This window comes from Pedobacter hiemivivus (assembly GCF_005144565.1).
Classification (GTDB): Bacteria; Bacteroidota; Bacteroidia; order Sphingobacteriales; family Sphingobacteriaceae; genus Pedobacter; species Pedobacter hiemivivus.
Map to the genome: position 1 here is coordinate 549103 of NZ_SWDX01000004.1, position 25862 is coordinate 574964.

Here is a 25862-nt window from a genome sequence, read left to right on the forward strand (position 1 = left end):
ATATCAATATGATAATGGCAGTTGTGCTGGTACTGATGGGAATGACAATTGTGTCAGTCCCATCTTCCGGCGCAGCAACAGTAGAACCGATTCATATATTGGTTAATCAGGTTGCGTATAATCTTAAGGGCCCCAAACAGGCCGTAGTTAAAAGTGACCACCCTTTGCCAGATAACCTGGAATTTCAGGTGGTTAAGCAAGGGGATGCGGTTGTTTTGTTCTCCGGAAAAGTAGGCAGATCAGAACGTGTAGCGGACTGGGGGATGGATGTTTGGTATAGCAAGGTTAATTTTTCTGGACTTTCGGTGATTGGAACTTATTATGTCCGGCTTTTGGTGGAAGGGAGAACCTACAATTCCTACGGTTTTAAAATTGAAGAGCAGGGGATTGGCAAAATTGCTATTCCCGCAATTGTGAATTTCTTCAACCATCAAAGGGCAAACTCGCCTGAGGAGCAGGAAGCCGACAAAAACGTCCAGCTATATGGAAGTCAAAAGACGGTTAATTTGAGCGGTGGATGGTGTGATGCTTCTGGCGATGTAAGTAAGTATTTTTCCCATTTAGCTTATACCAATTTTATGCTGCCCCAACAAATTCCCATGGTTACCTGGTCTATGACCAATACGGTAGAAACCATTCCTTCCTTTCTGGATCAGATCGGAAGTAAGGAGGCACTTACTAAAGAAGCACTTTATGGGGCGGATTACCTGATGCGGTCGCTTTCTGCCGAGGGATATTTTTACATGACTGTTTTTAGCTATTTTGATAAGAACCCCAATGCCAGGAGAATAGTTGGTTTGCTGGCAGATAGTAAGACAACAGCAGATTACCAATGTGCCTACAGGGAAGGTGGTGGGATGGCCATCGCAGCGCTTGCACGGGTATCAAGATGGAAGATGCATGGTGAATTTTCTTCAAAACAATATCTGGATGCTGCGGAAATCGCCTTTGTGCATTTGCAGAAATTTAGTACACAATATGCAGATGACCATAAAGATAACATCATTGATGATTATTGTGCCCTGATGGCCGCCGTAGAACTTTGGAAGGTTACAGGTAAAACATTATACCGCAATGAGGCCCGTTTACGGTCAAACAACCTTAGTAAGCGTCTCTCTCCAGCGGGTTACTTCATCGCTAATGACAAAGATCGCCCGTTTTGGCATGCCGCAGATGCTGGTTTACCTGTTATAGCGCTTGCCCGGTACCTTGATGTAGAAAGGGACAAGGAATTTAGAGATCTAGCTTTGTTAACCATCAAAAAGGCGCTTGATTATAATCTTAAAGTAACCAGCGAAACCACAAACCCTTTTGGCTATCCCAGACAGAGTTTTCTTTACAAAGGGAAAGTGCAAAATGGTTTTTTTATTCCCCATGAAAATGAAAGTGGTTGGTGGTGGCAGGGTGAAAATGCACGATTAGGTTCGCTGGCTGCTGCCGCAATTGTTGGTGGCCGTTTGGTTTATCCCGGTCAAGGACCATTTGGACTGAAACCGGAGCTTTCAGAATTTGCTGGTAATCTGGTCTCCTGGATTTTGGGCTGTAACCCATATAATATGTGTATGATGTACGGGTATGGAGAAAAAAATGTCCCTCACATGAGTGCTATGTATGGTCACGGTACCGGAAAGGGCGGGATATCAAATGGAATTACGGGGAAAGACGGAAATGGGGATGGAACAGGTATTGATTTTAAAATCGAGGATAATGGAAATGAATGGCGCTGGACTGAACAGTGGATTCCTCACACTGGCTGGTTTTTACAGGCCGTAGCAGGGATGTCAGTCAATTGAAACGTATAAAGTATATGAAGAATAGAATTATTAACCAGATTGTATTGCTGATATTGGTTTTTACGGTGTTTACAGCCAATGTTAATGCTAAGCCGCCTAAATTTAAAGCGCTGGTACTTACAGAGCGGGGAGGAGGGCATGAAGGTTTTGTAGTCGCAGCCTTGGCTTGGCTTAATGATTTTTCGGTAAATCATAATTTCGAAATTACAATCATCAATAATCTTAAAGATGTAGATGCAGATTATCTTTCCAATTATAAGTTGTTTATTCAATTGAATTATCCGCCTTATGCATGGACGGATCAGTCTAAAGCAGCTTTTGAGCGATATATTGAAAAGGGACATGGCGGCTGGGTTGGTTTTCATCATGCCACCTTGCTTGGTGAGTTTGATGGCTACCCAATGTGGAATTGGTTCTCGGGTTTTATGGGCGGCATACGTTTCAAAAGTTACATCGCTGCCCGTGCTTCGGGTACCGTACATATTGAAGATAAAAAGCATCCGATAATGAAAGGCTTGCCCGCTTCATTTGTTATTCCCGACGACGAGTGGTATACTTTTGATAAAAACCCGAGATCAAATGCTAAGGTACTGGCCAATGTAGATGAAGCGAGCTATCAACCTGCGTCTTCCATTAAAATGGGTGATCACCCAGTGATCTGGATCAATGAAAAAATGAAGGCCAGAAATGTTTATTTCCTGATGGGACATCATGCCAATTTACTGAAGTCTGAAGAATTTAAAACCATGTTTGGAAATGCCATTTTATGGGCAGCCGGCAAATAAAGAACACACCATGACCAAAGCTATTCCAGAAAAAATCCAAAGGATTTTATCGATTGACATCATGAGAGGATTGACCCTTTTTCTCATGCTTTTTGTAAATGATCTGTATGAGCGGGGTGTTCCTCGTTGGTTGCTGCATACAGAGGGTGAGGTGGATGGGATGGGCTTGGCCGACTGGGTTTTTCCAGGTTTTTTGTTTATGGTTGGGATGTCCATTCCATATGCAATTACATCCCGTAAAAAGAAAGGGGATTCAGATCTGTATATTTTCTCGCACATTATCATTAGAACATTGAGCCTTTTGCTTATAGGTGTATTAATGCTCAACTCCGGGCGTTTAAATTCCGAGCTCACGGGTATGGACAATAACCTCTGGGCAATACTACTTTATGTTTCTATTTTCCTGATCTGGAATAATTATCCGGAAAAAGAGAGTTGTAAATATTGGTTTAGTGGATTAAGAATATTAGGCTTTATTGGGCTGATTGTGCTTGTGGCCATATTCAAGTCAGGTAAACCCGAACATCCTTCCTGGTTGAAAATTGAATGGTGGGGGATTTTGGGATTGATTGGCTGGGGTTATTTTGTAGCTGCACTAGGTTGTTTGTTTTTAAAGTCAAAACTGTTGCCGATTGCCGCTTTATGGATATTTTTCATTGGATTGAATGTCCTCTCCCAGCTTGGAATGTTGGGGTGGCTCGACTTTTTAAATCCAGTGTTTGGGGTTATAATAGACGGAAACGTACCTTCAATTGTTTTGGCTGGTTTAACGGTGGGACTGTTGCTTGGACAGAAAGAAATGAGTTCAAAAAGAATAGCTTTAGTCATTGCCTGTTTAGGGGTAATTTGCCTTGGACTTGGTTTTTTTCTTCGCAACTGGTTTATCCTTTCCAAAATATTTGGTACGCCGAGCTGGGCAATGGTTTGTAACGGTATCAGCATGCTGATCTATGCACTTTTGTTTTTCCTGGTGGATATAAAAGGTAAAAGCAGTTGGGGCTGGATGTTTGGGGCTGCCGGTAAAAATTCTTTAACAACTTACCTGGCACCCGACGTGATTTACTTTATGAGTTGGGGTATGGGATTGCATATTTTTATCTATAAACAAGATGCAAATCAGCTTCTAGCGGTTGTAGGCTCACTGGTCTGGGCATTGGCGATGATTGGATTTTCTATTTTGCTTTCAAAAATTAACATTCGTTTAAAACTCTAAATTGTATAAACCTTAAATAGAAATATAGCTACTACATTTAAAACTTAATAAACATGATAAAATTAACTCCATCTCTGGTATTGATCTGGCTTATAGGCTGTACTTGCGTTGTTCAGGGACAACAGAAGGCACAACAACAAACAAATGTTTCGAAAAAGGTAACTGTAGCTTACGTTACTTCCTGGACCAGTGTAATGCCTGATCCGGCATACATCACACACATAAATTATGCCTTTGGGCATGTAAATAACGATTTTAATGGAATTCGTATTGACAATGAAAGCCGACTTAAAAGCTTGACCGATTTGAAGGCTAAATATCCCGAGTTAAAGGTTTTAATTTCTATTGGTGGATGGGGCAGCGGAAGGTTTAGTGAAATGGCTGCACTTGAAGACAATAGAAATAAGTTTGCTGAAGATTGTCTAAGGGTAATAAATGAATTTAAGCTTGATGGGATTGACATTGACTGGGAGTATCCTACAAGTGCTGCGGCTAAAATATCATCCGCTCCAGAAGACACGCAAAATTATAGCTTAATGATGAAGGCCATCAGAAACAAGATTGGGACAAGCAAATTATTAACACTGGCCTCTGTTGCTGATGCAAAGTATGTCGATTTTAAGACCATCGAGCCACTTGTCGATTTTGTGAACATTATGACTTATGATATGGGCAATCCCCCTAATCACAATGCAGGTTTATACCGTTCCAAATATACCGGCTGGATTAGCGTGGATGAAGGGGTAACTGCGCATGTAAAAGCAGGAATGCCTTTAAATAAATTAGTTTTGGGCATTCCTTTTTATGGACATGGAAAAAACGGTGTTGCTAATTTTATTGATTATAAGGAAGTGGTAAAATTAAATGGTTTTAAAAATCAATGGGATGATGAGGCTAAAGTACCTTTTTTGGAAAATGACAAGGGCGAATTTGTATGCTCTTATGAAAGTCCTGAATCCATAGCAATAAAATGCAGTTACATCCTGAGTCGCGGGATGCTCGGTGCTATGTATTGGGAGTATGGCGGAGATACTGAAGATGGGGTTTTAAGAAAAGCCGTCTATTCAGGCGTTAATAAATAAAACTCAGCCGCGTTTTTTATCCGCGCCAAGCCACAACAAGCCATTGATGATCATTTTATTCTGAACTTCATTGTCGAAAGTCAGAGAAAGCGTTTTATTGGTTTTATGTTCATAATCAATGTCGTTGTGGCCCATGTTTACATACATCATTTTATATTTTTTATTGCTCCACACTACCGGATAATAACCACTATGCCAAATTTCGTAGTCCTTTGGGCCGGTACCTACAGGGAAGCTGCTACTGTCTATAGCGAGCAAAATATCTATATCGGGGTTCTTTCGTAAATCATTTTGCCAACGGTACCATTCATTTGGTGAAGATTTAAAAGTTACAGGAAGCTGCTTTGTCACTGGGTGCTTTTGATCCTCTACTCTTAAAATGGCCGATGTTGGTCTCCATGTATTACTGCCGTAGGCACCAGAGCCCAAAAATTCATGATGGTACCAATCCCAATTATCCGGGTATGTCGATTTTGCCAGTGCGAAGGCTGCGAAATGAAAGCCCATCCACCCCCCACCGTTTTTCATGTACGCTTCAAAAGCAGCTCTTTGTTCAGGTGTCTCTGGTCTGGTATCCAGAAATAAAACAACTTGGTATTGTGATAGAAATTTTGGATTCATATTACTCCAGTTAGAGGTAGTGTCATAACTGAATTGATACTGCTTGGCCATTTTAGGGAACCATTCATTAGCCTCATGAACATAACTGATATGGGCCTGGTCATTTTTTGCTGTATAAAAGGCAATGACTTTGAACACAGGTTTTTGGATGTTTGCTAGGGCATGGAAACCTGAAAAAAGCAAAATGCAGAGCAAGGTAACCCGAATGGTTAAATGTGAAAATATCATGTTTTTGGGAATTTTAGTTGTTCTTAACCTAATATATAAGTTTTTAGGATAAAAACATAAGGCCCGGATTCTTAAAAGCTTATTTAAAGGAGGTATGGGCCTGTTTTTGAGCCTTATTTCATTTTTTTTGAACTTTTTTTTGATGTTTTTATAGTGTATCACCATCAAAAATAGAAAGTCGCTTTACAGTATGATAATCAGTGGAAAACCATATTTATTCTTGCGATTTAAGTGTATTGTATTTTGTTATATCTATTTGTTTTTCAATTAGTTATGAAATATTTTTCTTGTTCTTATGCTTTTAATCGAATAGTTTTACCTCACCATTTATAATTCTAACCAAGCAAAAAGATGAAAAAAAGAATTACACTACTAATTGTGTTCTTTCTATCTGCTTATGTATTGTCCTTTGGTCAGGGGCGAGACATAACAGGGACTGTGAAAGAAAAAGATGGATCACCATTACCTGGTGCATCCGTAAAACTTAAAAATTCTAAAATTGGTGCATCCACCGGCGCAGATGGGCGGTATAGTATTTCTGTTTCTGGAAATGCGGTATTGATTTTCTCAGCGGTGGGTTTTACTACACAGGAAGTTACTGTAAACAATCGCAACCAGATCAATATAACTTTGGTTGAAGAATCACAAGGTCTCTCTGAAGTAGTCGTGATCGGTTATGGAACAGCACAGAAAAAGGATGTAACCGGCGCCATTTCAAGTGTGAAAGCGGTGCAGCTGGAAAATGAAAACCCGCAAAGTGTTGCAGATATACTAAAGGGAAATATTGCGGGCCTTTCCGTGAGTATGAATACGAGTGCCAAAGGTGGTGGTGACCTATTGGTAAGGGGCAAGACAACGTTAAGTGCTGGTACTGCGCCATTGATTGTATTGGACGGTGTAATTTACAACGGACAGCTTTCAGACATTAATCCGAATGACATTGAATCAGTGGATGTATTAAAAGACGCTAGCTCATTAGCCGTTTTTGGTGCAAAGGCTGCTACAGGTGTAGTTGCAATTACCACCAAAAAGGGAAAAGGTGATACACCAACAATAAACCTCAATTCAAACTTTGGAATTGCTACGCTATCTCAGAATATGGACGTTTATGATGGACCTGGTTTCATCAATTGGCGTGGAGATGTGATGAGAAGTGGTGCCGTTACGGCTCCCTATCTTTATAATGATCCAAGGAATCTACCTGAAGGGGTAACGATGACCCAATGGTTGAATGGGCAAACGGGCGATCCAGTAGATCTATGGCTCAATAGATTGGGACTGGTAGCCAATGAAAAGAAGAACTACCTGGATGGCAAAACGATAAACTGGTATGATGAAATTTTCCGGACTGGGCTCCGTCAGGATCATACTCTGAGTATGAGCGGTAAAAAAGAGGAGATCAGTTATTACATGTCTTTAGGTTATCAGAAAAATGAAAATGTAATCAAAGGCGCAGAATTCAATACATTCCGGTCCAGGGTTAATCTGGAAGGGCAAGCTGCAAAATTCCTGACTGTAGGTTTAAATCTACAGTTTGCCGCAAGAGATGAAGGTTCTATTGCAGCAGACTGGACCCAGTTGACCAATCTTTCTCCTTATGGTGATATGTATAATGCAAATGGTACGTTGCGCAGGATCCCAACCGACGACAATGGATTAAATGCCAGGAATCCATTCCTTAACATGACCTATAATGATCGTTTAGATAAGCAGAATACGCTATTTGCAAGTCTTTTTGCGAGAGCAAAACTGCCTTTTGGAATTACCTATCAGATTAACTTTAGTCCAGGACTTGATTCTTATCGTACATTCAACTACAGCTCGTCTAGAAATCCAAACGTGACTACCCCAGGCGGGGTTGTGACAAGGGCTAATGAAACCAGGTATAACTGGCAGGTAGATAATCTGTTGAAATGGAACAAGACCGTTGGTGTTCATAGTTTTGATGTTACTTTATTGGCTAATGCAGAAAAATACCAGACCTGGTGGACTGAGGCAGGGAATCAGGGACTTATTCCCGATGATCTTCTGGGCTTTCATAACGTATCAAGTGGCATTAAAGCGAGTGTCAATAGTGAGGACAAGGTGTATACTGGAGATGCTTTGATGGCCAGGCTAAACTATAGCCTGATGCAGCGGTACAACCTAACCTTGTCTGTTCGCCGAGATGGTTATTCTGTTTTTGGTATCAATTCAAAAAGAGCAACTTTTCCGGCAGCAGCCTTCGCATGGAACTTTACGGAAGAATCATTCCTTGAATCCGTTAAATGGTTGAATTATGGAAAACTGCGCGTGTCTTATGGTATCAATGGCAACAGAGATCTTCGTAATCCTGATAACGGGACTGTTGATCCATATGCGGCCTTATCGCAGTTAAACATAGGGAAATATCAAACGGTAAACAGTTCTGGAGCAGCTTCAGAAGTAAATACGGTAGTCATTGGTACACGTTTAAGTAATCCTGATCTTAAATGGGAAGAAACAACGTCTCTAAATGTAGGACTTGATTTTGGTATATTGGATAGCCGGATTAGTGGTTCAGTAGATGTGTATGATAAAAAAACGACTGATTTGCTGGTAAGGCCCGCTCTTCCACCGGTTTCAGGGTATCTAAATTACTATTCTAACCTTGCGGAGGTAAACAATAAAGGATTAGAGATCAGTCTAAACTCTAGAAACATTACAGAAGGTAATCTGACCTGGAACACCAGCTTTAACTTTTCTTTGAACAGAAATAAAATCGTCAGGTTGACAACTAGTGCCAATGAACCTGCAAATGGGTGGTTCATCGGGAAGGACATTGACGTGATCTGGGATTACAAGATTCTTGGTGTATGGCAGGAAAGTGAAATGGCCGAAGCCAACAAGTTTACTAAGGGCGCAATTAAAGCCGGAGATTTTAAGTTGGAGGATGTAGACGGGAATTATCTTTATGATGATGCCGATAAACAATATCTGGGTTACAAGACACCGAGGTTTATGTGGGCGATGAGAAATGAGTTTAATTTATTCAAAAAATTCGATTTCTCCTTCCAGTTGGTTTCAAACTGGGGACAACAAAGACAATACAACCAAGCTAAGAACCAACCGGGTAGCGTAGGTTTTGCCCGTATGTCTTCCTATGTTCAGCCTTATTGGACGCCACAAAATCCAATTAATGACTTCTCACGCCTAAATTCAGGCACGAGCGGAACGAGTTTCAATGTGTTTCGCAAAAGTTCATTCGTTCGGTTAAATACCATTGCATTGGCCTATTCCTTACCACAAAGCATTTTAAGTAAGGTGAGGATAAAAAATGCAAAGGTTTATGTGAATGCCAACAATGCAGCTGTCTTTACGGATTGGAAATACTGGGATCCTCAAAATGATCCCGATGATGGTCCTACGCCAACATTCTATACCCTAGGTCTTAATATCTCATTATAATGATCTTAACGAACATGAATAAGCTCAATAAAAAAATCGTCATATTAATTACATCCGCAGCCCTGATTACTTCCGGGGGATGTAAAAAAAGCTTTCTGGATTCAGACCAGCTTTCTCAATACTCTCCTGAAACGTCTTTAAATAATGTCGCGGCTTTAAAAGGGGCGCTAAATGCACTGGGTGCAAATGTGCGGCAGGAATTTTTCGGAGATGCTGCCCCAATGCTTACCGAATCTATTTTTTCTGATGTCGCTGTCGAAGGTACAACCGATAAAAGTACGCCTGCACAGGATCTGGTCTCGAGGATAACACCTGATGCGAATTTGAACAGCGATGATTTTAACAAGGTTGGTTGGTACTGGGAACAGGAATTTCGCGGAGTAAGGTTTGCCAACACCATCATTTCAAACATAGATAGGCCGACCTATGCAAGCACAGCTGAGAAGAATGCAATTCTGGGTGCTGCCTATTTTTATCGTGCCTATCATTATTATAGATTGGTTCATCAGTTTGGTGACGTGCCCCTTAATTTAAAGGATATTGATGCTCCAAAAGATGATTACTTCTCTACCAAACGAGAGGTAATTCTTACAAAGATGAAATCGGATCTTGAATTTGCGCAGGCATCAGTTTCTGATAATGTAAACAAAGGTGAGGTTACAAAGGGTGCAATAGGTCATTTGCTCACTAAAGTTAACCTTGCTCTTGGTAAATTTGATGATGCCATTGCTTCGGCAACCAGTGTGATTAGCGGCCCTTATGCTTTAATGACTTCTCGTTTTGGTAGTACAGCTGCCGACGCGACGAAAAATGTAATCTGGGATCTGCATAGGATGGACAATAAAGCACTTCCTACCAATAGGGAAGCTTTATTTCTTGTGATAGATAGGGAGACTTTACAGGGCTTTACGGCCAATGGTTCGCAATTAATGCGGAATACTGTTCCTGCATGGCATTTTGCTAACGTAAAAACCCCATCTGGCGCAACTGCGTTAACGGATGCCGTAAATGCAGAATTTCCTTTAACCAGAATGTATGGACGTGGAATTGGACGTTACAGAGGAACACCTTACAGTACTAAATACATTTGGACGGATAATACTGACTACAGGCATGCTAAAGGAATGTGGATGGATATGACCGATCTGGTTTATAATAATCCCGCACTAAAAAATTCAAATAATGCTGCAGACAAGGCGCTATATGGCAAACCCTTGTTGCAATTTGACAATACCAATGTTGCTGCACGATTCCAGAACGGTGCTTTAGATACGATCCGTCACTGGTTTGGTTGGCCGCATTATAAAGTGTTTATCAACTCTACAAATGCATTGGCTATTGATCCTTATTGGTCGCCGCCACGTGGTACCAATACTGATTGGTATGTATTCAGATTAGCTGAAACCTTTCTTTTAAGAGCCGAAGCTTACTATTGGAGAGGAGATCTGGGACTGGCTATGCAGGACATCAATGCAGTGCGGATTCGTGCCAATGCAACACCGCTTACTGATCCGAGCAAAGTCACTATAGGAACAATTCTGGATGAGCGTGCGCGGGAGTTGTATTGGGAAGAACCTCGTAAAACTGAACTGACGCGAATTGCTTATATTTTTGCGCAAACGGGAAAAACGGCCTATAATGGTAAATCATATAATCTCGCTTCTTTTTCAGATAACAATTTCTTCTATGACCGCATTATAGAGAAAAATGATTTTTACAAAAATGAAGTGTCTACGCTGCAGGGCGTAAAGTACAGGATTGCTCCTTATCACGTGTTGTGGCCAGTGCCAGCAAGTTCTCAACGATTTAACGTAAATGGACGCATCAATCAGAATAAAGGTTACAGTGGTTATGAAAATAACGTTCCGGCACTGGATAAAATTCCTGATTAAATGAAGAAATACAATTTGTTTACAGGCAGGTTGGTTAAACACATTCTGGCAATATATGGCCAGAATGTGTTTATACTTTTTACCTTATTGATATGTCCCTTTTTTTTGCAAGGCCAACCAATCTTCAGCGGTAGACAAATGATTGGCTTTAACGACCAGTGGTCTTTTAGTAAGGATAACCAAAGCTGGGAAAGTGTTACCATACCTCATACCTGGAATGCAAAGGATGTCATGGATGATACGCCCGGTTATTACCGTGAAACAAGCTGGTACAAACGAATTTTAAAGGGAAACCCGGCTTTGATAGGGAAATCGCTTTTTCTTTGTTTTGATGGCCTGAATCAGGAAGCCGAAGTGTATGTTAATGGTAAATTGGCTGGTACACATGCTGGTGGTTATACGAGATTTATAGTTCCGGTGACGGCATTGGTAAATCATAAGGCCAATTTTAAAAACGAAGTGCTGGTTAAGGTAACCAATCGTTTTAATGAAGATATTGCACCATTGACTGCCGATTTTACTTTTTTCGGTGGGATTTATAGAAAAGTTAACTTATTGGTCACAGAGCCAGTCCATTTTTACAATGGAGACTATGGTGCTGATGGTGTTTATATCCAGACGCCTACGGTATCTGCCGAGCAAGCCAGTGTAAGGATAAATAGTTCATTGGAGAACTCCGGTACTACAGCGAGCGCATTTCAGCTGAAAACGACAGTTTATAATCAGCAGGGGAAAGCGGTCTCAACTCATACCTTAAATGTAAATTTAAAACCGGGGGAGAAAAGAGTAGTCACACAAGACCTGCCTGTCATAAAGAAACCAGAATTATGGTCAACCAAAAATCCAGTGCTGCATAGGGCAGTTAGCCGAATTATTGATGCTAAAAGTTCATCTGTTTTAGATCAGGTTGCCAATTCTATAGGGTTTCGATGGTATAAGTTTGATGCAAAGAAAGGCTTCTTTTTAAATGGCGAACCACTAAAATTAATGGGCTCAAGCCGTCACCAGGATTATGAAGGTTTAGGAAATGCAGTTCCTGATGAATTGCAAATAAGGGATGTAACTCTTCTGAAAGCAATGGGGGGTAATTTCTTAAGAGTAGCCCATTATCCACAAGATCCTGTGATCCTCGAAGCCTGTGATCGTTTAGGGATTCTCGCTTCGGTAGAAATTCCGATTGTAAATGCAATTACAGAAAGCGAAGGTTTTACCGAAAACTGTAAGCACATGCAAATTGAAATGATCCGTCAAAATTTTAATCATCCCAGTGTGATCATCTGGGCTTATATGAATGAAGTACTATTGCGGCCTAAATTTGAGACTGACAAGCCCCGACAGGAACAATATTTTAACAATGTGCGAGCGCTGGCTCAGCAATTGGAGAACCTGACACGCAGAGAAGATCCTTCAAGATACACAATGATGGCGCTTCATGGTGATTTTGATCGGTATCATAAAGTAGGGTTAACTAAAATTCCAATGATTATTGGTTGGAACTTGTATCAGGGCTGGTATGGCGGAGAGCTGAAAGGATTCGGGCAATTTTTAGATAAGCACCATCGGGAATTACCGGATGTGCCTTTACTGATTACCGAATTTGGCGCCGACGCAGATCCAAGGATCAGGTCTTTTTCGCCACTGCGCTTTGATAAAAGTGTGGAATATGCGATCAGCTTCAGTCAGGTCTATTTAAATGATATTTTAAGCAGACCTTTTGTAAGTGGTGCAATGGTATGGAATCTGGCCGACTTTAGCTCAGAAACTAGAGCCGAAACAATGCCACACATTAACAATAAGGGATTACTAACGCTCGGACGAAAAGAAAAAGATACTTACTATCTGTATCAAGCTTACCTAATGGATCAGCCATTTATCAAAATCGCATCCCGAAATTGGAAGGAAAGAACCGGAATAGCCGACTCGGCTAGTCTGTTCTGCACACAGCCTGTTCAGGTGGCTACCAATCTGGATGTGGTCGAGCTATTCCTGAATGGGAAAAGTATGGGATTGCAATCGAGTAAAGATCGTATCTGCGAATGGCAGGTTCCATTTACCGCCGGCCTTAATCAGCTTCGGGCCGTAGATCCGCAAAAACCAATGCTTAGCGATCAGACATCAATTGATTTTACGCTCTTACCCTATCTTTTTTCTGATGCAAGGGACTTTACAACCATGCATATTTTACTGGGGGCAAACCGTTATTTTATGGATGGGGAGCAGCAGGTATTGTGGATTCCTGATCAGCCATATCGAAAAGGATCTTTTGGTCATATCGGTGGAGCTGCCTTTAAAGGCGGCAATAGCCGTATTTCTTATGGCTCTGACAAAAATATCCTGAATACGGATCTTGATCCTATTTATCAAACACAACAGGTGGACCTGAAGGCTTATAGAATGGATGTACCAGATGGGGAATATGAGCTGAGCTTGTATTTTGCTGAACTAGTTGGAGGGACACCCAAAGAAATGTTGGTTTATAATCTGGACAATCAAATTGTGAAAGAAATAGGGGGACAGCGAATATTTACCCTTAATCTGAATGGAAAGAAATTTCTGGATAACTTCAATATTGCTGAAGAATATGGATACGCAACTGCAGTTAAGAAGACAATTAGAATTGATGTTGCTAATGGACAGGGACTACTTCTGGATTTTATTCCAGTAAAGGGGGCGCCGGTTTTAAATGCCATTTCTGTTAGAAAGCTGAATTGATATTAATATTTGATATGAAGAAATTTAAAAAAATACATACCGGAGGATTACTTTTGCTGCTTCTTACGGTGTCGACTGCTTTTACAACTTCGCCGCCTGTAGACTTAAAAAAGGAGGTTACAGCCTTACTGAGAAAACAGGTGTTAAAAGAAGCGCAATGGGCTTTGGAACAGCAGCCGATTACAGTGACATCGGATTCATCCATTAGAAGTTCAGGTGGTAAGCATGATTTTTTTTCTGAAGCTGATTACTTCTGGCCCGATCCAAACAATCCGGAAGGCCCTTATATTGAACGTGATGGTTTAACTAACCCCGATAATTTTGTAGCACATAGAAAGTCAATGATCCGTTTCAGCAATGTTATTGGAGCATTGGCTTCTGCTTATCAATTAACAGGTGATGAGAAATATGTAAAACATGCATTGTTGCATTTGAAAGCCTGGTTCATCGATCCTCAGACATTGATGAACCCTAACCTATTGTATGCCCAAGCCGTAAAAGGGAAGCACAAGGGGCGCAATTATGGAATAATTGACACCATTCACTTAATGGAAGTTGCCCAAGGTATATTGCTGTTAGAAAAATCAAAGGCATTTAAAAAAGAGACTGCAAAGGAAATTAAAAAATGGTTCTCCGAATACACGGAGTGGTTAAATACCAGTAAGCCTGGACTACAAGAAAAAGCAATCAAAAACAATCATTCTACCTGTTGGGCAATGCAGGTGGCTTCTTTTGCCAAACTATGCGGGGACAACGAAATGTTGGATGCCATGCGGTTAAGGTACAAGACGGTATTGCTGCCAACACAGATGGCTGCCAATGGCAGTTTTCCTTTAGAGCTATCGAGAACCAAACCTTATGGTTATTCCATTTTTAATTTAGACGCGATGGTTATGCTGTGTCAGATCCTCTCCACACCGGAAGATAACCTATGGACTTATAAAGCGAAAGAAGGGCAGTCTATAAAGACAGGCATAGCTTATTTGTTCCCCTTTGTAAAGCATAAAAATGAATGGCCCTTTAAGCAAGATGTAATGTATTGGAACAACTGGCCCGTGGCACAACCTTTCTTGTTGTTTGGTGCCAATGTTTTTAAACAAAATAGCTGGTATTTAACATGGAAAAGTCTGGATCACGATCCTAAGGTGGAAGAGGTAATCAGAAATTTACCGATTCGTCATCCCCTGATATGGCTGTGACCTGACCAATTTAAACGCAACACACAAATGATATGAAAACAAAACTGATATTGAGCCTGTATATGGCCTTGGGGATTTGTACAGTAAAGGCGCAGAAAGTAAACGTTTCAAAAGCCTTTGCTGATGCAGCAAAACAAACTGAAGTTTTATTGAAGGAAGTGAGAAATGATACCGCTGCTTTAAGAAAAAATCAGGTGTCACCCAGAACAGTTGAAAAAGGTAAACTGGTGATGGTGAAATCGAGCGATTGGACCAGTGGATTTTTTGCCGGCGAACTTTGGTATCTCTATGAATATACCAAGGATCCTAAATGGATGGACTTGGCGAAGGTATATACCGAGAAAATAAAAAAAGAGCAGTTTAATATAGGTACCCATGATCTGGGTTTTATGATGTATTGTAGCTTTGGTAATGGCTATCGATTAACAGGTGATACCGCCTACCGGTCGGTCATCATTCAATCTGCCAAATCGCTGAGTAAAAGATTCAATCCGGTGGCGGGAGTCATTAAGTCATGGGACCACCAAAAGGCCAAGTGGAAATACCCGGTAATTATTGACAACATGATGAACCTGGAGTTGCTGTTTGAAGCGACTAAGTTAACAGGTGATTCAACTTTCTATAAAATTGCGGTAAGTCATGCCGATCAAACCCTTCGCAATCATTTCAGACCTGATTACAGCTCATGGCATGTGCTAGATTATGATACCTCAACAGGCAAGGTAACTCAAAAGTTAACCGCCCAGGGTTATAGTAATGAATCCGCATGGGCAAGGGGACAAGCCTGGGCTTTGTACGGTTTTATCATGTGTTATAGGGAAACGCATAATGAAACTTACCTGAATCAAGCAAAAGGCATTGCAAAATTTATATTGAACAACAAAACTACACCAGCAGATGGCATTCCTTATTGGGATGATCACGATCCAAAGATTCCCAACACTTCAAAGGATGCTTCGGCAGCGGCTATTACAGCAGCAGCACTTTATGAGATGGATGGTTATGTGCCAAATGGAGGCTATAAAAAATCCGCTGATCATCTGCTATACAGCTTAAACAAATTTTATACAAGTAAGGTCGGTAGCAATAAGGGCTTTATCCTGGAGCACAGCACCGGGCATAGGCCAGCAAACTCAGAAATTGATGTGCCGATTAACTACGCAGATTATTATTATCTGGAATCCTTACTAAGATTGAAAAACAAATAAAACCCAATCCATGAACATCATACAATGCTTGTCGAAGCTTAAACCAATTGGTCTTTTGCCAATCCTGCTGTCGACTATAGGGACAATGCCAATTTACGCCCAGACTTCGGTTATTTATACAACTGCCGATCACACAAATTTAAGACTCACGGCCTCTGGATCACTTACTTTTAAAGAGCTGAAACAGCCCCTGGAAACTCAGATCTGCGTGTTTGTAGATCCGCAAACCAAATTCCAATCCGTTACAGGGATCGGTGGAACCATCACCGATGCAGCGGCCGAAACCTATGCAACTTTATCTAACGATGTTCAAAAAGAGTTTTTAAAAGCTTATTATGATAGAGACAATGGGATAGGCTATACCTTGGCCAGAACAACAATCCACAGCAGTGACTTCTCAAGTGGAAGCTATACTTATGTAAAGGAGAATGACGCAGCTCTTCAGTCCTTTAATTTGGAGCACGATCAGAAATACAGGATCCCACTCCTTAAGCAATGTATTGTCGCTGCGGGCGGAAAGCTTCCACTTTTTGTAAGTCCATGGAGCCCGCCTGCATTCATGAAAAGTAACCATGATATGTTGCGTGGGGGTAAACTATTACCGGCGTTTAGATCAGCTTGGGCCAATTATTTTGTCAAATTTATTAAAGGCTACGAAAAGGAGGGGATTCCGGTATGGGGCTTAACCGTTCAGAATGAGCCGATGGCAACACAGAAATGGGAGTCTTGTATTTTTACAGCCGAAGAAGAGCGGGATTTTATCAAGGAATATTTAGGGCCAATTCTCCATAAAAATGGCCTGGCTGATAAAAAACTGATTGCCTGGGATCATAACAGGGATCAGATTTACCAAAGGGCAAGCGTTATCCTTAAAGATCCAGAAGCATCAAAATACGTGTGGGGTATAGGATACCATTGGTATGAAACCTGGACCGGAAGTGACATGCTTTTTAACAATGTGAAACTGGTTCATGAAGCATTTCCAGATAAGCAGTTGTTACTTACTGAAGGCTGTGTAGAAAAGTTTAACCTGGATAGCATTTCCAGGTGGGACCTTGGAGAACGCTATGGGTACTCCATGATCAACGATTTTAACAGCGGAGTGACTGCATGGACAGACTGGAATATGTTGCTGGATGATAAAGGTGGTCCCAATCATGTAGGTAATTTTTGCTTTGCCCCAGTTCATGCGGATACGAAGACCGGCAAATTGATCTATACCAATTCTTACTACTACTTGGGGCACTTTTCGAAATTCGTAAGGCCTGGTGCTCGTAGGGTGGCCAGTTCATCAAACAGAGATAAGTTGATCACTACGGCCTTTATGAATACAGATGGGAAACTGGCTGTCATCGTGATGAATAAGAGCAACGATAAGATCCCATACTATTTATGGATGGACGGCAAAGCTGCCGAAACGACTAGTCTGCCGCATTCCATTTCCACATTTATTATTCAATAAGCCAAGATGAGATTAAACCTAAATATATTTTTATCCGGCATGCTGCTGATCTCTGCCCTGCATGTTAATGCCCAGCAGGCAAGTTACTGGCTTACCAAGTCCGACCGTTCTGTGTTGTTTGCTAAACAGCAAGGGAGTCTGGTGTTTAATAAACAGGAGTCGGTTAAGCCTACCATTATAGTTAATGATAAAGAAACCTTTCAATCCATTGATGGATTCGGCTTTGCTTTAACAGGTGGGAGTGCTCAACATTTGCTAAAAATGAGTGCTAAAGCCAGAACCGCTCTATTAAAAGAACTATTTGCAACGAACGAAAATGACATTGGTATCAGTTATATACGCTTAACTATAGGTGCGTCAGACTTAAATGAAAAAGTGTTTTCGTACAATGATTTGCCCGAAGGGGAAACCGATTTGGAACAGGATAAGTTCGAACTTGGTCCGGATCGTGTAGATGTGATACCTATAATGAAGGAAATTTTGGCGATTAATCCCAATATCAAAATAATGAGTTCTCCCTGGTCTCCGCCACTTTGGATGAAAACGACTTATGATGCGCGAGGTGGAATGTTAAAGCCTGAATTTTACGAAGCTTATGCAAAATACTTTGTTCGTTATATCAAGGATATGAAAACCGAGGGTATTCCTATTGATGCGGTCACTATTCAAAATGAACCGTTACATCCTGGTAACAATCCTAGTTTATTGATGGTTGCACCGGATCAGGCAATTTTTATTAAAAATAACCTTGGACCTGCATTTAAAAAAGCTGGTTTAGCAACAAAGATTATCATTTATGACCACAATGCCGATCGTCCGGATTACCCAATTACCGTGCTTAATGATCCGGAAGCGCGTAAATATATTGACGGATCTGCTTTTCATCTTTACGGGGGTAAAATTGAAGCTTTAACCGATGTGCATGAGGCCCATCCAGATAAAAATATTTATTTTACTGAGCAAATGGTCATTGAGGGTGCTGAAGATGATAAAATCAATATCATATCGCCCGTTAAGAGGCTCATTATCGGCGCCAGCAGAAACTGGAGCAAGACTGTATTGGAATGGAATTTAACTTCAAATTCTGAAAATAAGCCTTTCACTGATAGGGGTGGATGTTCGATGTGTCAGGGAGCGGTAACAATTGATGGGGATCATGTTAAAAGAAATGTGGCCTATTATTCTGTTGCCCATGCGGCTAAATTTGTGCGCCCGGCTTCCGTCCGGATTGCATCCAATGAGCCAAAGGATCTTTCTAATGTGGCCTTTAAAACTCCCGATGGAAAAAACGTGCTAATCGTTGCCAATAGTGCTGCGGATAGCCAGGCGTTTAGCATTAGTTTTAATGGTAAATTGCTAAACTGTACAATCGGTAAGGGAGATGTTGCTACCTATATTTGGTAAGTTATTTCCATTTAAATAATGTTAACATTCATCAAAATATACTTTATATGTTTCAAAAATTAAGTCTCTTATTGCTAATATGGCTATCTGTTTTTTGTTCTTCGCGTAGTTTGGCGCAAGGATTTTTGCGGGCGGATGGTAAGAAAATTGTAAATGAAAAAGGGGAGAATGTCTTGTTAAGGGGCGTTGGACTTGGGGGCTGGATGTTGCAGGAAGGATACATGTTAAAAATAAATAAAGAGGGTCAGCAATACCGTATTCGCGAGAGACTAGAAGAGCTGATGGGGGCGAAACAGACCGGCGAATTTTATGACCTGTGGTTGGCCAATCATACGCGTAAGATTGATATCGATTCAATGAAAGCATGGGGATTTAATTCTGTGCGGTTACCTATGCATTATAATTTATACACATTGCCTGTAGAAAAGGAATCTGTAAACGGACAAAATACATGGCTCGAAAAAGGTTTTGCCATGACTGATTCCTTGTTGGCCTGGTGTAAGGCAAACCAAATGTATTTGATACTCGATCTTCATGCGGCCCCTGGTGGACAGGGTAATGATGTAAATATCTCAGACCGTGATCCATCAAAACCCTCGTTGTGGGATAGTGAAGCCAACCAGCAAAAAACAATTGCCCTTTGGAGAAAGTTAGCAGAGCGTTATGTAAATGAGCCCTGGATTGGTGGATATGACTTGATTAATGAGCCCAACTGGGGTTTTGATGATCCAGTAAATGATAAAAACGGTACAAAAGAAAAAAATAATGCCCCTTTAAAAAAGCTGATGATCGACATTACCAAAGCGATTAGGGAGGTCGATAAAAAGCACATGATTATCATTGAAGGGAATGGTTGGGGTAATAACTACAACGGAATCCTTCCTCAATGGGATAATAACATGGTGTTGAGCTTTCACAAGTATTGGAGTTACAATGATCAGGGATCTGCAGGTCATATGATTAAAGCAAGGGATAAGTATAATATTCCTGTTTGGGTTGGAGAGACTGGAGAAAATTCAAATGTATGGTTCACAGAAGCGATTCGTTTATTTGAAACGAACAACATTGGCTGGGCTTGGTGGCCATTAAAGAAAATAGGAGTCAATAATCCTGTGGAAATAAAATCAAACTTAAATTACGATAGCGTAGTTGACTATTTAAATGGAGGTGGAAACAAGCCAAAAGAAAGTAATGTCTATAGCGGATTAATGGAACTTGCTGTCCACACCAGACTTGAAAATACAACCATTCATCGTGATGTAATTGATGCGATGATACGCCAGCCATTTTCTGCTGAAACCAAACCTTTTAAAAAGCATATAGTGCAGAACCGTATTGTGATAAACGCGGTAGATTATGATTTAGGTCGTAATGGGGTTGCTTATTTCGACAAGGATACGGCTGATTATCATGTTTCGAATGCAAAACACAAAGGAGGTAATAAAGGTCGGATGTATAGAAATGATGGTGTGGATATTATAAAAGATCCGACCGCATACGAGGCTTATTACATCTACAACATTGAGTCCGGCGAATGGCTGAACTATACAATGGAGGTTAAAAAGAAGGGGAGCTATACAATTAAATTAAAAGTTGCCGCTGCTAATGATAATGGGAGGATTTCAATCCTATCTAACGGAAAATTAGTCTCGAAGGATATTCTTGTTCCTAATACGGGAGGTTTAAGTGATTTTCAATTTATAGAAATAAAGAATGTCCCTCTAAATGCAGGGAAACAGACCCTAACAGTTTTAGCTGATGTTGGATTCTTTAATTTTAGCCAGCTTCAGTTTAATAAATAGTCCCGAGGCTTTTATAGGCCTTCGGTAAGGCTTCGGGCGCGCGTTTACAATGATAGGATTGTTAAAGGAATATCAAAGGACTTTCATAGGACTATTTGTCCTACGAAAGTCCTTTGATATTCCTATGTTACTACTTATTCGATCCTACCCCTGAGCAAGACTTCCCGAAGGAATCGACACCGACCAGAGTGTAGGCTTTGTTCAATGTTAAAAAGGCAGAATTCTTCTTGTATAGATTAAAAAAGTGTATGTTTTTTTTATCAGTGTCTCTATGTGGTTTAGTTAAACAAATAAGGCTCCGGGGAGGAGCCTTTATTGTCGGTCGTCCGACCAAACAACTATAGGGATAATTAGGAAGGCAAATCAATGTGCTCAATCCGATTTCCCCGAAGTGGGGAAAAGAGAGCATTTAGTAACCCATAGGTGATTACCACTCTAATGTAGTGTATTTTATTAATATATTATAATAAATCTAAAGAATATTTTCTATTGTGGAATTTTTTCTACATTAAGTTTGCTGTGCTTATATCCGTACAAAAAGTAAACGACTAAGCCGACAAGTAGCCAAATGCCAAAACCAATCCAGTTAGAGATGCCCAGCTCACACATCATGTATAAACAGCTTAGTAATCCTAAAACTGGTATAAGACTTAGGTTTTTTGTAATGCAGAAATAGGTGATGGCGATGCTCAGGAAGAAAAAGATCCACATCGGGATTTTATGTTTAAATAGGTTCCAGCCAGTTTCATACTTTTTGGTGCTGTCGATAGCCGATTTGTCAATAAAATCCTGGTACTGTTGCTCTGTTAGACTATTGAAGTAAGCTTCAGCGTCAACACTGTTTTCAACAGGAGTAACCTTCGCTTGTTCGGCGGTGATCTCTTGCTTGATCACTGCACGCTCCGCATCGTTTAACGAAGTAATGATCTTTATCGGACTATTTATCGCTGGTGTATTCCAGATAAAAGCTGTAGTTTCCTTTTTATATAAAGTAAAACCCATAACCAACATACCTACAAACAAAACAGGGATGAAATACTTGGCATTGGCATAAGGTATTTTGAACTTCCCTCTTTTAATATCCGGTTTGTTTTGTAAAACCAATACGCCAGCACAAACCAGCACAAATGCAAATAAGGTTCCTATAGAACATAAATCCGTTACAATAGTCAGGTTCATAAACAAAGAGGGAACCGCAACCACAAAGCCGACTACTATAGTCGCAAAAGAAGGCGTTTTATACTTAGGGTGGATCTTAGAAAAGGATTTGGGCAACAAACCATCACGGCTCATGCTCATCCATATTCTGGGCTGTCCCATTTGAAACACCAGCAATACACTGGCCATAGCAAAGACCGCACTCACGGCAATAATGCCACTCATGACTTTCATATCTATCTGATCGAAAACAAAGGCCAGAGGATCACCAACAGCAAGTAAACTGTAGTTAACCATACCGGTAAGCACCAATGCAATGGCGACGTACAATACGGTACATATAATAATTGCCCACATCATGCCACGAGGCAAATCACGTTGTGGATTTTTACACTCCTCAGCAGTGGTGGATATGGCATCAAAACCTATATAGGCAAAGAATACTGCAGAAACACCTTTCAATACCCCAGATACTCCATTCGGTGCAAAAGGATCCCAGTTCTTGGTATCCACATAAAATACACCCACCGCAAGCACCAGTAAAATCACCGCTAATTTTACGATAACCATGGCATTACTCGCATTTCTGGATTCTTTCATCCCGCGATAAACCAACCAGGTGATGAATATAATGATGGCTAAGGCAGGTAAATCTGCAACAAGATGGAAACTGCCAATCTTTGGAGCTGTAATCCAGGCATTGTGGGCTATTCGGGTAGCATTATCGAGATTCTCATAGGTTTTACCAGCATTGATGAGCGCATCTGCATGCTGATGCCCATTGTAAGCCGTAAGGTAGTCCATCGTCATCCAATCCGGCAAGTTAATCCCGTTAATGTTTAAAGCCGGAATTTTGATGGAGGAGAGGAGTCCCGTAAAATAATCGGACCAGGAAATCGCCACGGTGATGTTTCCGATTGCATATTCCATAATGAGCGACCAACCAATGATCCAGGCAACTAGTTCACCAAATGCAACATACGAATACGTATACGCACTTCCCGAAACCGGTACCATCGAAGCAAACTCCGCATAAGCAAAAGCAGCGAAACTACAGGCAATAGCCGTAAAAATAAATAGAAAAATTACCGCCGGACCACCGTCCGCACTTGCTTTACCAATTGTACTAAAAATACCTGCTCCTATAATCGCAGCAATACCAAAAGCAGTTAGGTCTCTAACACCAAGGGTTTTATGTAGGGAACTCCCATGGTCACCATATCCCTTTTCGGCATCGGCTAATATTTTGTCAATGGACTTTTTTCGGAACAGTTTTTCGAGCATAAATTATCCTAATTTGTGTAATTCGTCTTTAACAAATGATGCCAACTGCTCGATATACTCCGGACTGAAGTCGAACTTAATGCCAGCAGTCTCGTAAATTTCATTAATAGGTTTGGTATATCCTAAAGAAAGCGCTTCCAAATATTGGTGTAGTGCCTTATGCGGATTTTCTTTATAATTCTTCCAGATGGCAATCGCACCCAGTTGTGCAATGGCGTATTCTATGTAATAGAATGGAACTTCATAAAGATGAAGTTGCTTTTGCCAAACATTGCCAAATTCTTTTTCAAGGCCATCCCAGTTGGTAAAGCCAGCGCCAAAGCGGGTATATATTTGTTTAAAAGCCTCTTCGCGATCAGCAGGATTGTGGCCGGGATTGGTATAGATCCAATGTTGAAATTGATCAATCACCGCAACCCATGGAAGTGTTTTTAGCACGTCAATCAATTGCTCTTTTTTCGCTCTGATCAAATCTTCCTCATTGTCGAAATAGATATTCCAATTGTCCATAGAGATCAATTCCATACTCATCGAAGCCAACTCAGCAACTTCAGATGGACAATGCTTAAAGTCATTGAGCTCCAGGTTTGCGGTAAGGAAAGTATGGATAGCGTGCCCACCTTCATGTACCATCGTGGTCAAATCCCTAAGCGAATTGGCCGAATTCATAAAAATAAATGGAGCGCCTGTTTCTGCCAAGGGGTAATTGTAGCCACCAGGCGCTTTGCCTTTTCTGCTTTCCACATCAAAAAGGTTATTCGCTTTCATAATGGATAACATCTGGCCCAGCTTTGGATCAATCGCATTGAAACACTCAATACTCTTGTCGATTAATTCGGTGCCATTTTTAAATGGTTTTAAGGCTGCTTTTCCGGTAGTACTCACATCCATGTCCCAAGGCTTAAGCACTTCAAGGCCCAACAATTCAGCTCTTTTTTCGGCTTGTTCTTTAAGAATCGGAACAATCTTCTTTTCTATCGCCTCGTGAAAAAGGTAACAATCCTGAGGGGTGTAATCAAATCTACCTAAGGCCTGAAACATATAATCCCGGTAGTTCTCAAAATTTGCATTTAAAGCTACCTGATGACGCATCACAATCAATTCATCAAACAATAGGTTTAAGTCATCTTTGTCAACCAGGCGACGTTGTTGTATCGTTTCCCAAGCCTGTTGTCTTACCTGTCTGTCCGTATCTTTAATAAAGTTTGCGGCCTGCTCCAGGGTATATTCTTCACCATTAATAGTTACACTCATGGCTCCCGTACTAGCCTGATATTTTTGTTGTGTAACCTGTAACTTAGTGAGCAAGTCAACGTTTTCTTCCCTGTATATTTCCAAAGCCTTTCTGATGGCACGGATATAAACGAAGAATTCATCCTGATCCAGCTCATCAATAAATGGGCTGTCATTAAACTTTTGATTCAGTTGATTGGCAATCGGAGAAATTTTAGGTTCAATCTCCATCGCAAAGTATTGGAAGTTCTTAACCAGTTCTTCATTTGCGGTATCACAGCTCATTCTTATATACCGCCAGGCAAAATCTTCCTCTAAAGCAGCTTCAAGCTCACTTTTATCCTTAAGCCATTGTTCCAATTCATTTACATTGTTAATCGGGCGCGACAACAGTTCGTTTAAAATAGGCTCCAGGTTCTCCCATTCAATTTGAAGGTCTTGAGGAATATAAGTACGTATTTTCTTTGGTATGGTAAGGTTGATCATGGGATCTAAAAGTTATAATGAGTTCTTAAAAAGGCATCCAGTAAAAAGCAAACAGCAAAAACAACCGAGGCAAAGCCATTAGTCGTAGCAAATGCTCTATTTACTTTACTAATGTCATTCGGCTTAACCAGCAAATGCTGATAAGTCAACATGAAACAAAAAAAGGCTACCCCAATGTAATATATCCAGCTAAAAGTAGTAAAGAATGCTGGTAATATCACGCATGTTGCAGATAAAATATGCAGGCCTACCGATAGGTTTAAAGCATTTTTTATCCCTAAAGCCGCCGGAATGGAATGCAACTTCTCACCTTTGTCGAAATCTTCGTCCTGTAAGGCATAGATGATATCAAAACCACTTACCCAAAACAATACCGCTAAGGAGTACAGTACAGGTACAAGATTAAATTGGCCAGTAACAGCAATGTAAGCACCAATAGGGGCTAAGGATAGTCCCAGGCCTAAGACAAGGTGGCACAAAGCCGTAAATCTTTTGGTATAACTGTAAAATAAAACAACAAACAGGGCAATAGGTGAAAGATATAAACACAGATTATTGATAAAAGCCGTACTGATCACAAAGAGCACACAGTTGATGATCACAAATGTCAGCGCTTCCTTCGCAGATACTTTTCCGGCAGGAATATCCCGCATTTGCGTACGTGGATTTTTGGCGTCTATATTTCTGTCCAGATATCGGTTAAAAGCCATGGCTGCATTTCGTGCAAATACCATACATAATAGTACAAGCGCCAATTTAAGCCAGTTAAAAGGATTTTCGGTAGTGGTTACACCCAGAAAAAAACCAATCATTGCGAAAGGCAGCGCAAAAATTGAATGCGCGAACAATACCAAAGAAAAATATTTCTTCATGA

At 40.7% G+C, this 25862-nt stretch carries 16 protein-coding genes; 12 read left to right on the forward strand and 4 right to left on the reverse strand.

What is annotated here, in order from left to right; all coding sequences use genetic code 11:
* Positions 1–8 precede the first annotated feature (8 nt).
* From FBD94_RS12665 to FBD94_RS12680, 4 genes are read left to right on the forward strand one after another with little or no spacing between them, the layout of a single operon-like run.
* Positions 9–1793: a glycoside hydrolase family 9 protein gene (locus FBD94_RS12665; RefSeq protein WP_205945878.1), complete on the forward strand. Its 1785-nt coding sequence runs from the start codon at positions 9–11 to the stop codon at positions 1791–1793.
* A gap of 14 nt (positions 1794–1807) precedes the next feature.
* On the forward strand, positions 1808–2578 hold the full coding sequence (locus tag FBD94_RS12670) for a ThuA domain-containing protein (protein WP_136880423.1): 771 nt from the start codon (positions 1808–1810) through the stop codon (positions 2576–2578).
* Positions 2550–3791 (forward strand): DUF5009 domain-containing protein, encoded by a 1242-nt coding sequence (locus tag FBD94_RS12675; protein ID WP_235884459.1) that lies wholly within the window; start codon positions 2550–2552, stop codon positions 3789–3791. The genes FBD94_RS12670 and FBD94_RS12675 overlap by 29 nt, the downstream gene beginning before the upstream one ends.
* A gap of 53 nt (positions 3792–3844) precedes the next feature.
* A complete protein-coding gene (locus FBD94_RS12680; RefSeq protein WP_136880424.1) occupies positions 3845–4873 on the forward strand; it encodes a glycoside hydrolase family 18 protein in 1029 nt (342 codons plus the stop codon).
* Positions 4874–4876: 3 nt separating this feature from the next.
* Here FBD94_RS12680 and FBD94_RS12685 read toward each other — a convergent pair whose 3' ends face one another.
* Positions 4877–5722 (reverse strand): ThuA domain-containing protein, encoded by an 846-nt coding sequence (locus tag FBD94_RS12685; RefSeq protein WP_136880425.1) that lies wholly within the window; start codon positions 5720–5722, stop codon positions 4877–4879.
* Positions 5723–6073: 351 nt separating this feature from the next.
* On the opposite strand from FBD94_RS12685, the gene FBD94_RS12690 reads away from it, so the two are divergent.
* Genes FBD94_RS12690 through FBD94_RS12725 form a run of 8 tightly spaced genes read left to right on the forward strand, consistent with a single transcriptional unit; the run spans position 6074 to position 20827 of the window.
* The gene (locus tag FBD94_RS12690) at positions 6074–9148 is read left to right on the forward strand and encodes a SusC/RagA family TonB-linked outer membrane protein (RefSeq protein WP_131609928.1); all 3075 of its coding nucleotides are present in this window, start codon (positions 6074–6076) and stop codon (positions 9146–9148) included.
* Positions 9149–9162: 14 nt separating this feature from the next.
* Positions 9163–11040, forward strand: coding sequence for a RagB/SusD family nutrient uptake outer membrane protein (locus tag FBD94_RS12695; RefSeq protein WP_131609929.1), 1878 nt, complete (start codon positions 9163–9165; stop codon positions 11038–11040).
* A complete protein-coding gene (locus FBD94_RS12700; RefSeq protein ID WP_136880426.1) occupies positions 11041–13752 on the forward strand; it encodes a glycoside hydrolase family 2 TIM barrel-domain containing protein in 2712 nt (903 codons plus the stop codon).
* A 14-nt stretch (positions 13753–13766) separates the two neighbouring features.
* Positions 13767–14951, forward strand: coding sequence for an alginate lyase family protein (locus tag FBD94_RS12705; protein WP_136880427.1), 1185 nt, complete (start codon positions 13767–13769; stop codon positions 14949–14951).
* A gap of 32 nt (positions 14952–14983) precedes the next feature.
* Positions 14984–16159, forward strand: a complete 1176-nt coding sequence (locus tag FBD94_RS12710; protein ID WP_136880428.1) for a glycoside hydrolase family 88 protein — start codon at positions 14984–14986, stop codon at positions 16157–16159.
* Positions 16160–16169: 10 nt separating this feature from the next.
* A complete protein-coding gene (locus FBD94_RS12715; RefSeq protein WP_136880429.1) occupies positions 16170–17621 on the forward strand; it encodes a glycoside hydrolase family 30 protein in 1452 nt (483 codons plus the stop codon).
* A gap of 6 nt (positions 17622–17627) precedes the next feature.
* On the forward strand, positions 17628–19025 hold the full coding sequence (locus FBD94_RS12720) for a glycoside hydrolase family 30 protein (RefSeq protein ID WP_136880430.1): 1398 nt from the start codon (positions 17628–17630) through the stop codon (positions 19023–19025).
* A 47-nt stretch (positions 19026–19072) separates the two neighbouring features.
* Positions 19073–20827: a cellulase family glycosylhydrolase gene (locus FBD94_RS12725; protein ID WP_136880431.1), complete on the forward strand. Its 1755-nt coding sequence runs from the start codon at positions 19073–19075 to the stop codon at positions 20825–20827.
* A gap of 486 nt (positions 20828–21313) precedes the next feature.
* On the opposite strand, the gene FBD94_RS12730 is transcribed toward FBD94_RS12725, so the two are convergent.
* From FBD94_RS12730 to FBD94_RS12740, 3 genes are read right to left on the reverse strand one after another with little or no spacing between them, the layout of a single operon-like run.
* Positions 21314–23269, reverse strand: coding sequence for an amino acid permease (locus FBD94_RS12730; protein WP_136880432.1), 1956 nt, complete (start codon positions 23267–23269; stop codon positions 21314–21316).
* 3 nt (positions 23270–23272) lie between these two features.
* The gene (locus FBD94_RS12735) at positions 23273–24988 is read right to left on the reverse strand and encodes a M3 family oligoendopeptidase (protein WP_136880433.1); all 1716 of its coding nucleotides are present in this window, start codon (positions 24986–24988) and stop codon (positions 23273–23275) included.
* Between the two features lie 5 nt (positions 24989–24993).
* Positions 24994–25860, reverse strand: a complete 867-nt coding sequence (locus FBD94_RS12740; protein WP_131612629.1) for a UbiA-like polyprenyltransferase — start codon at positions 25858–25860, stop codon at positions 24994–24996.
* Between the last annotated feature and the right edge of the window lie 2 nt (positions 25861–25862).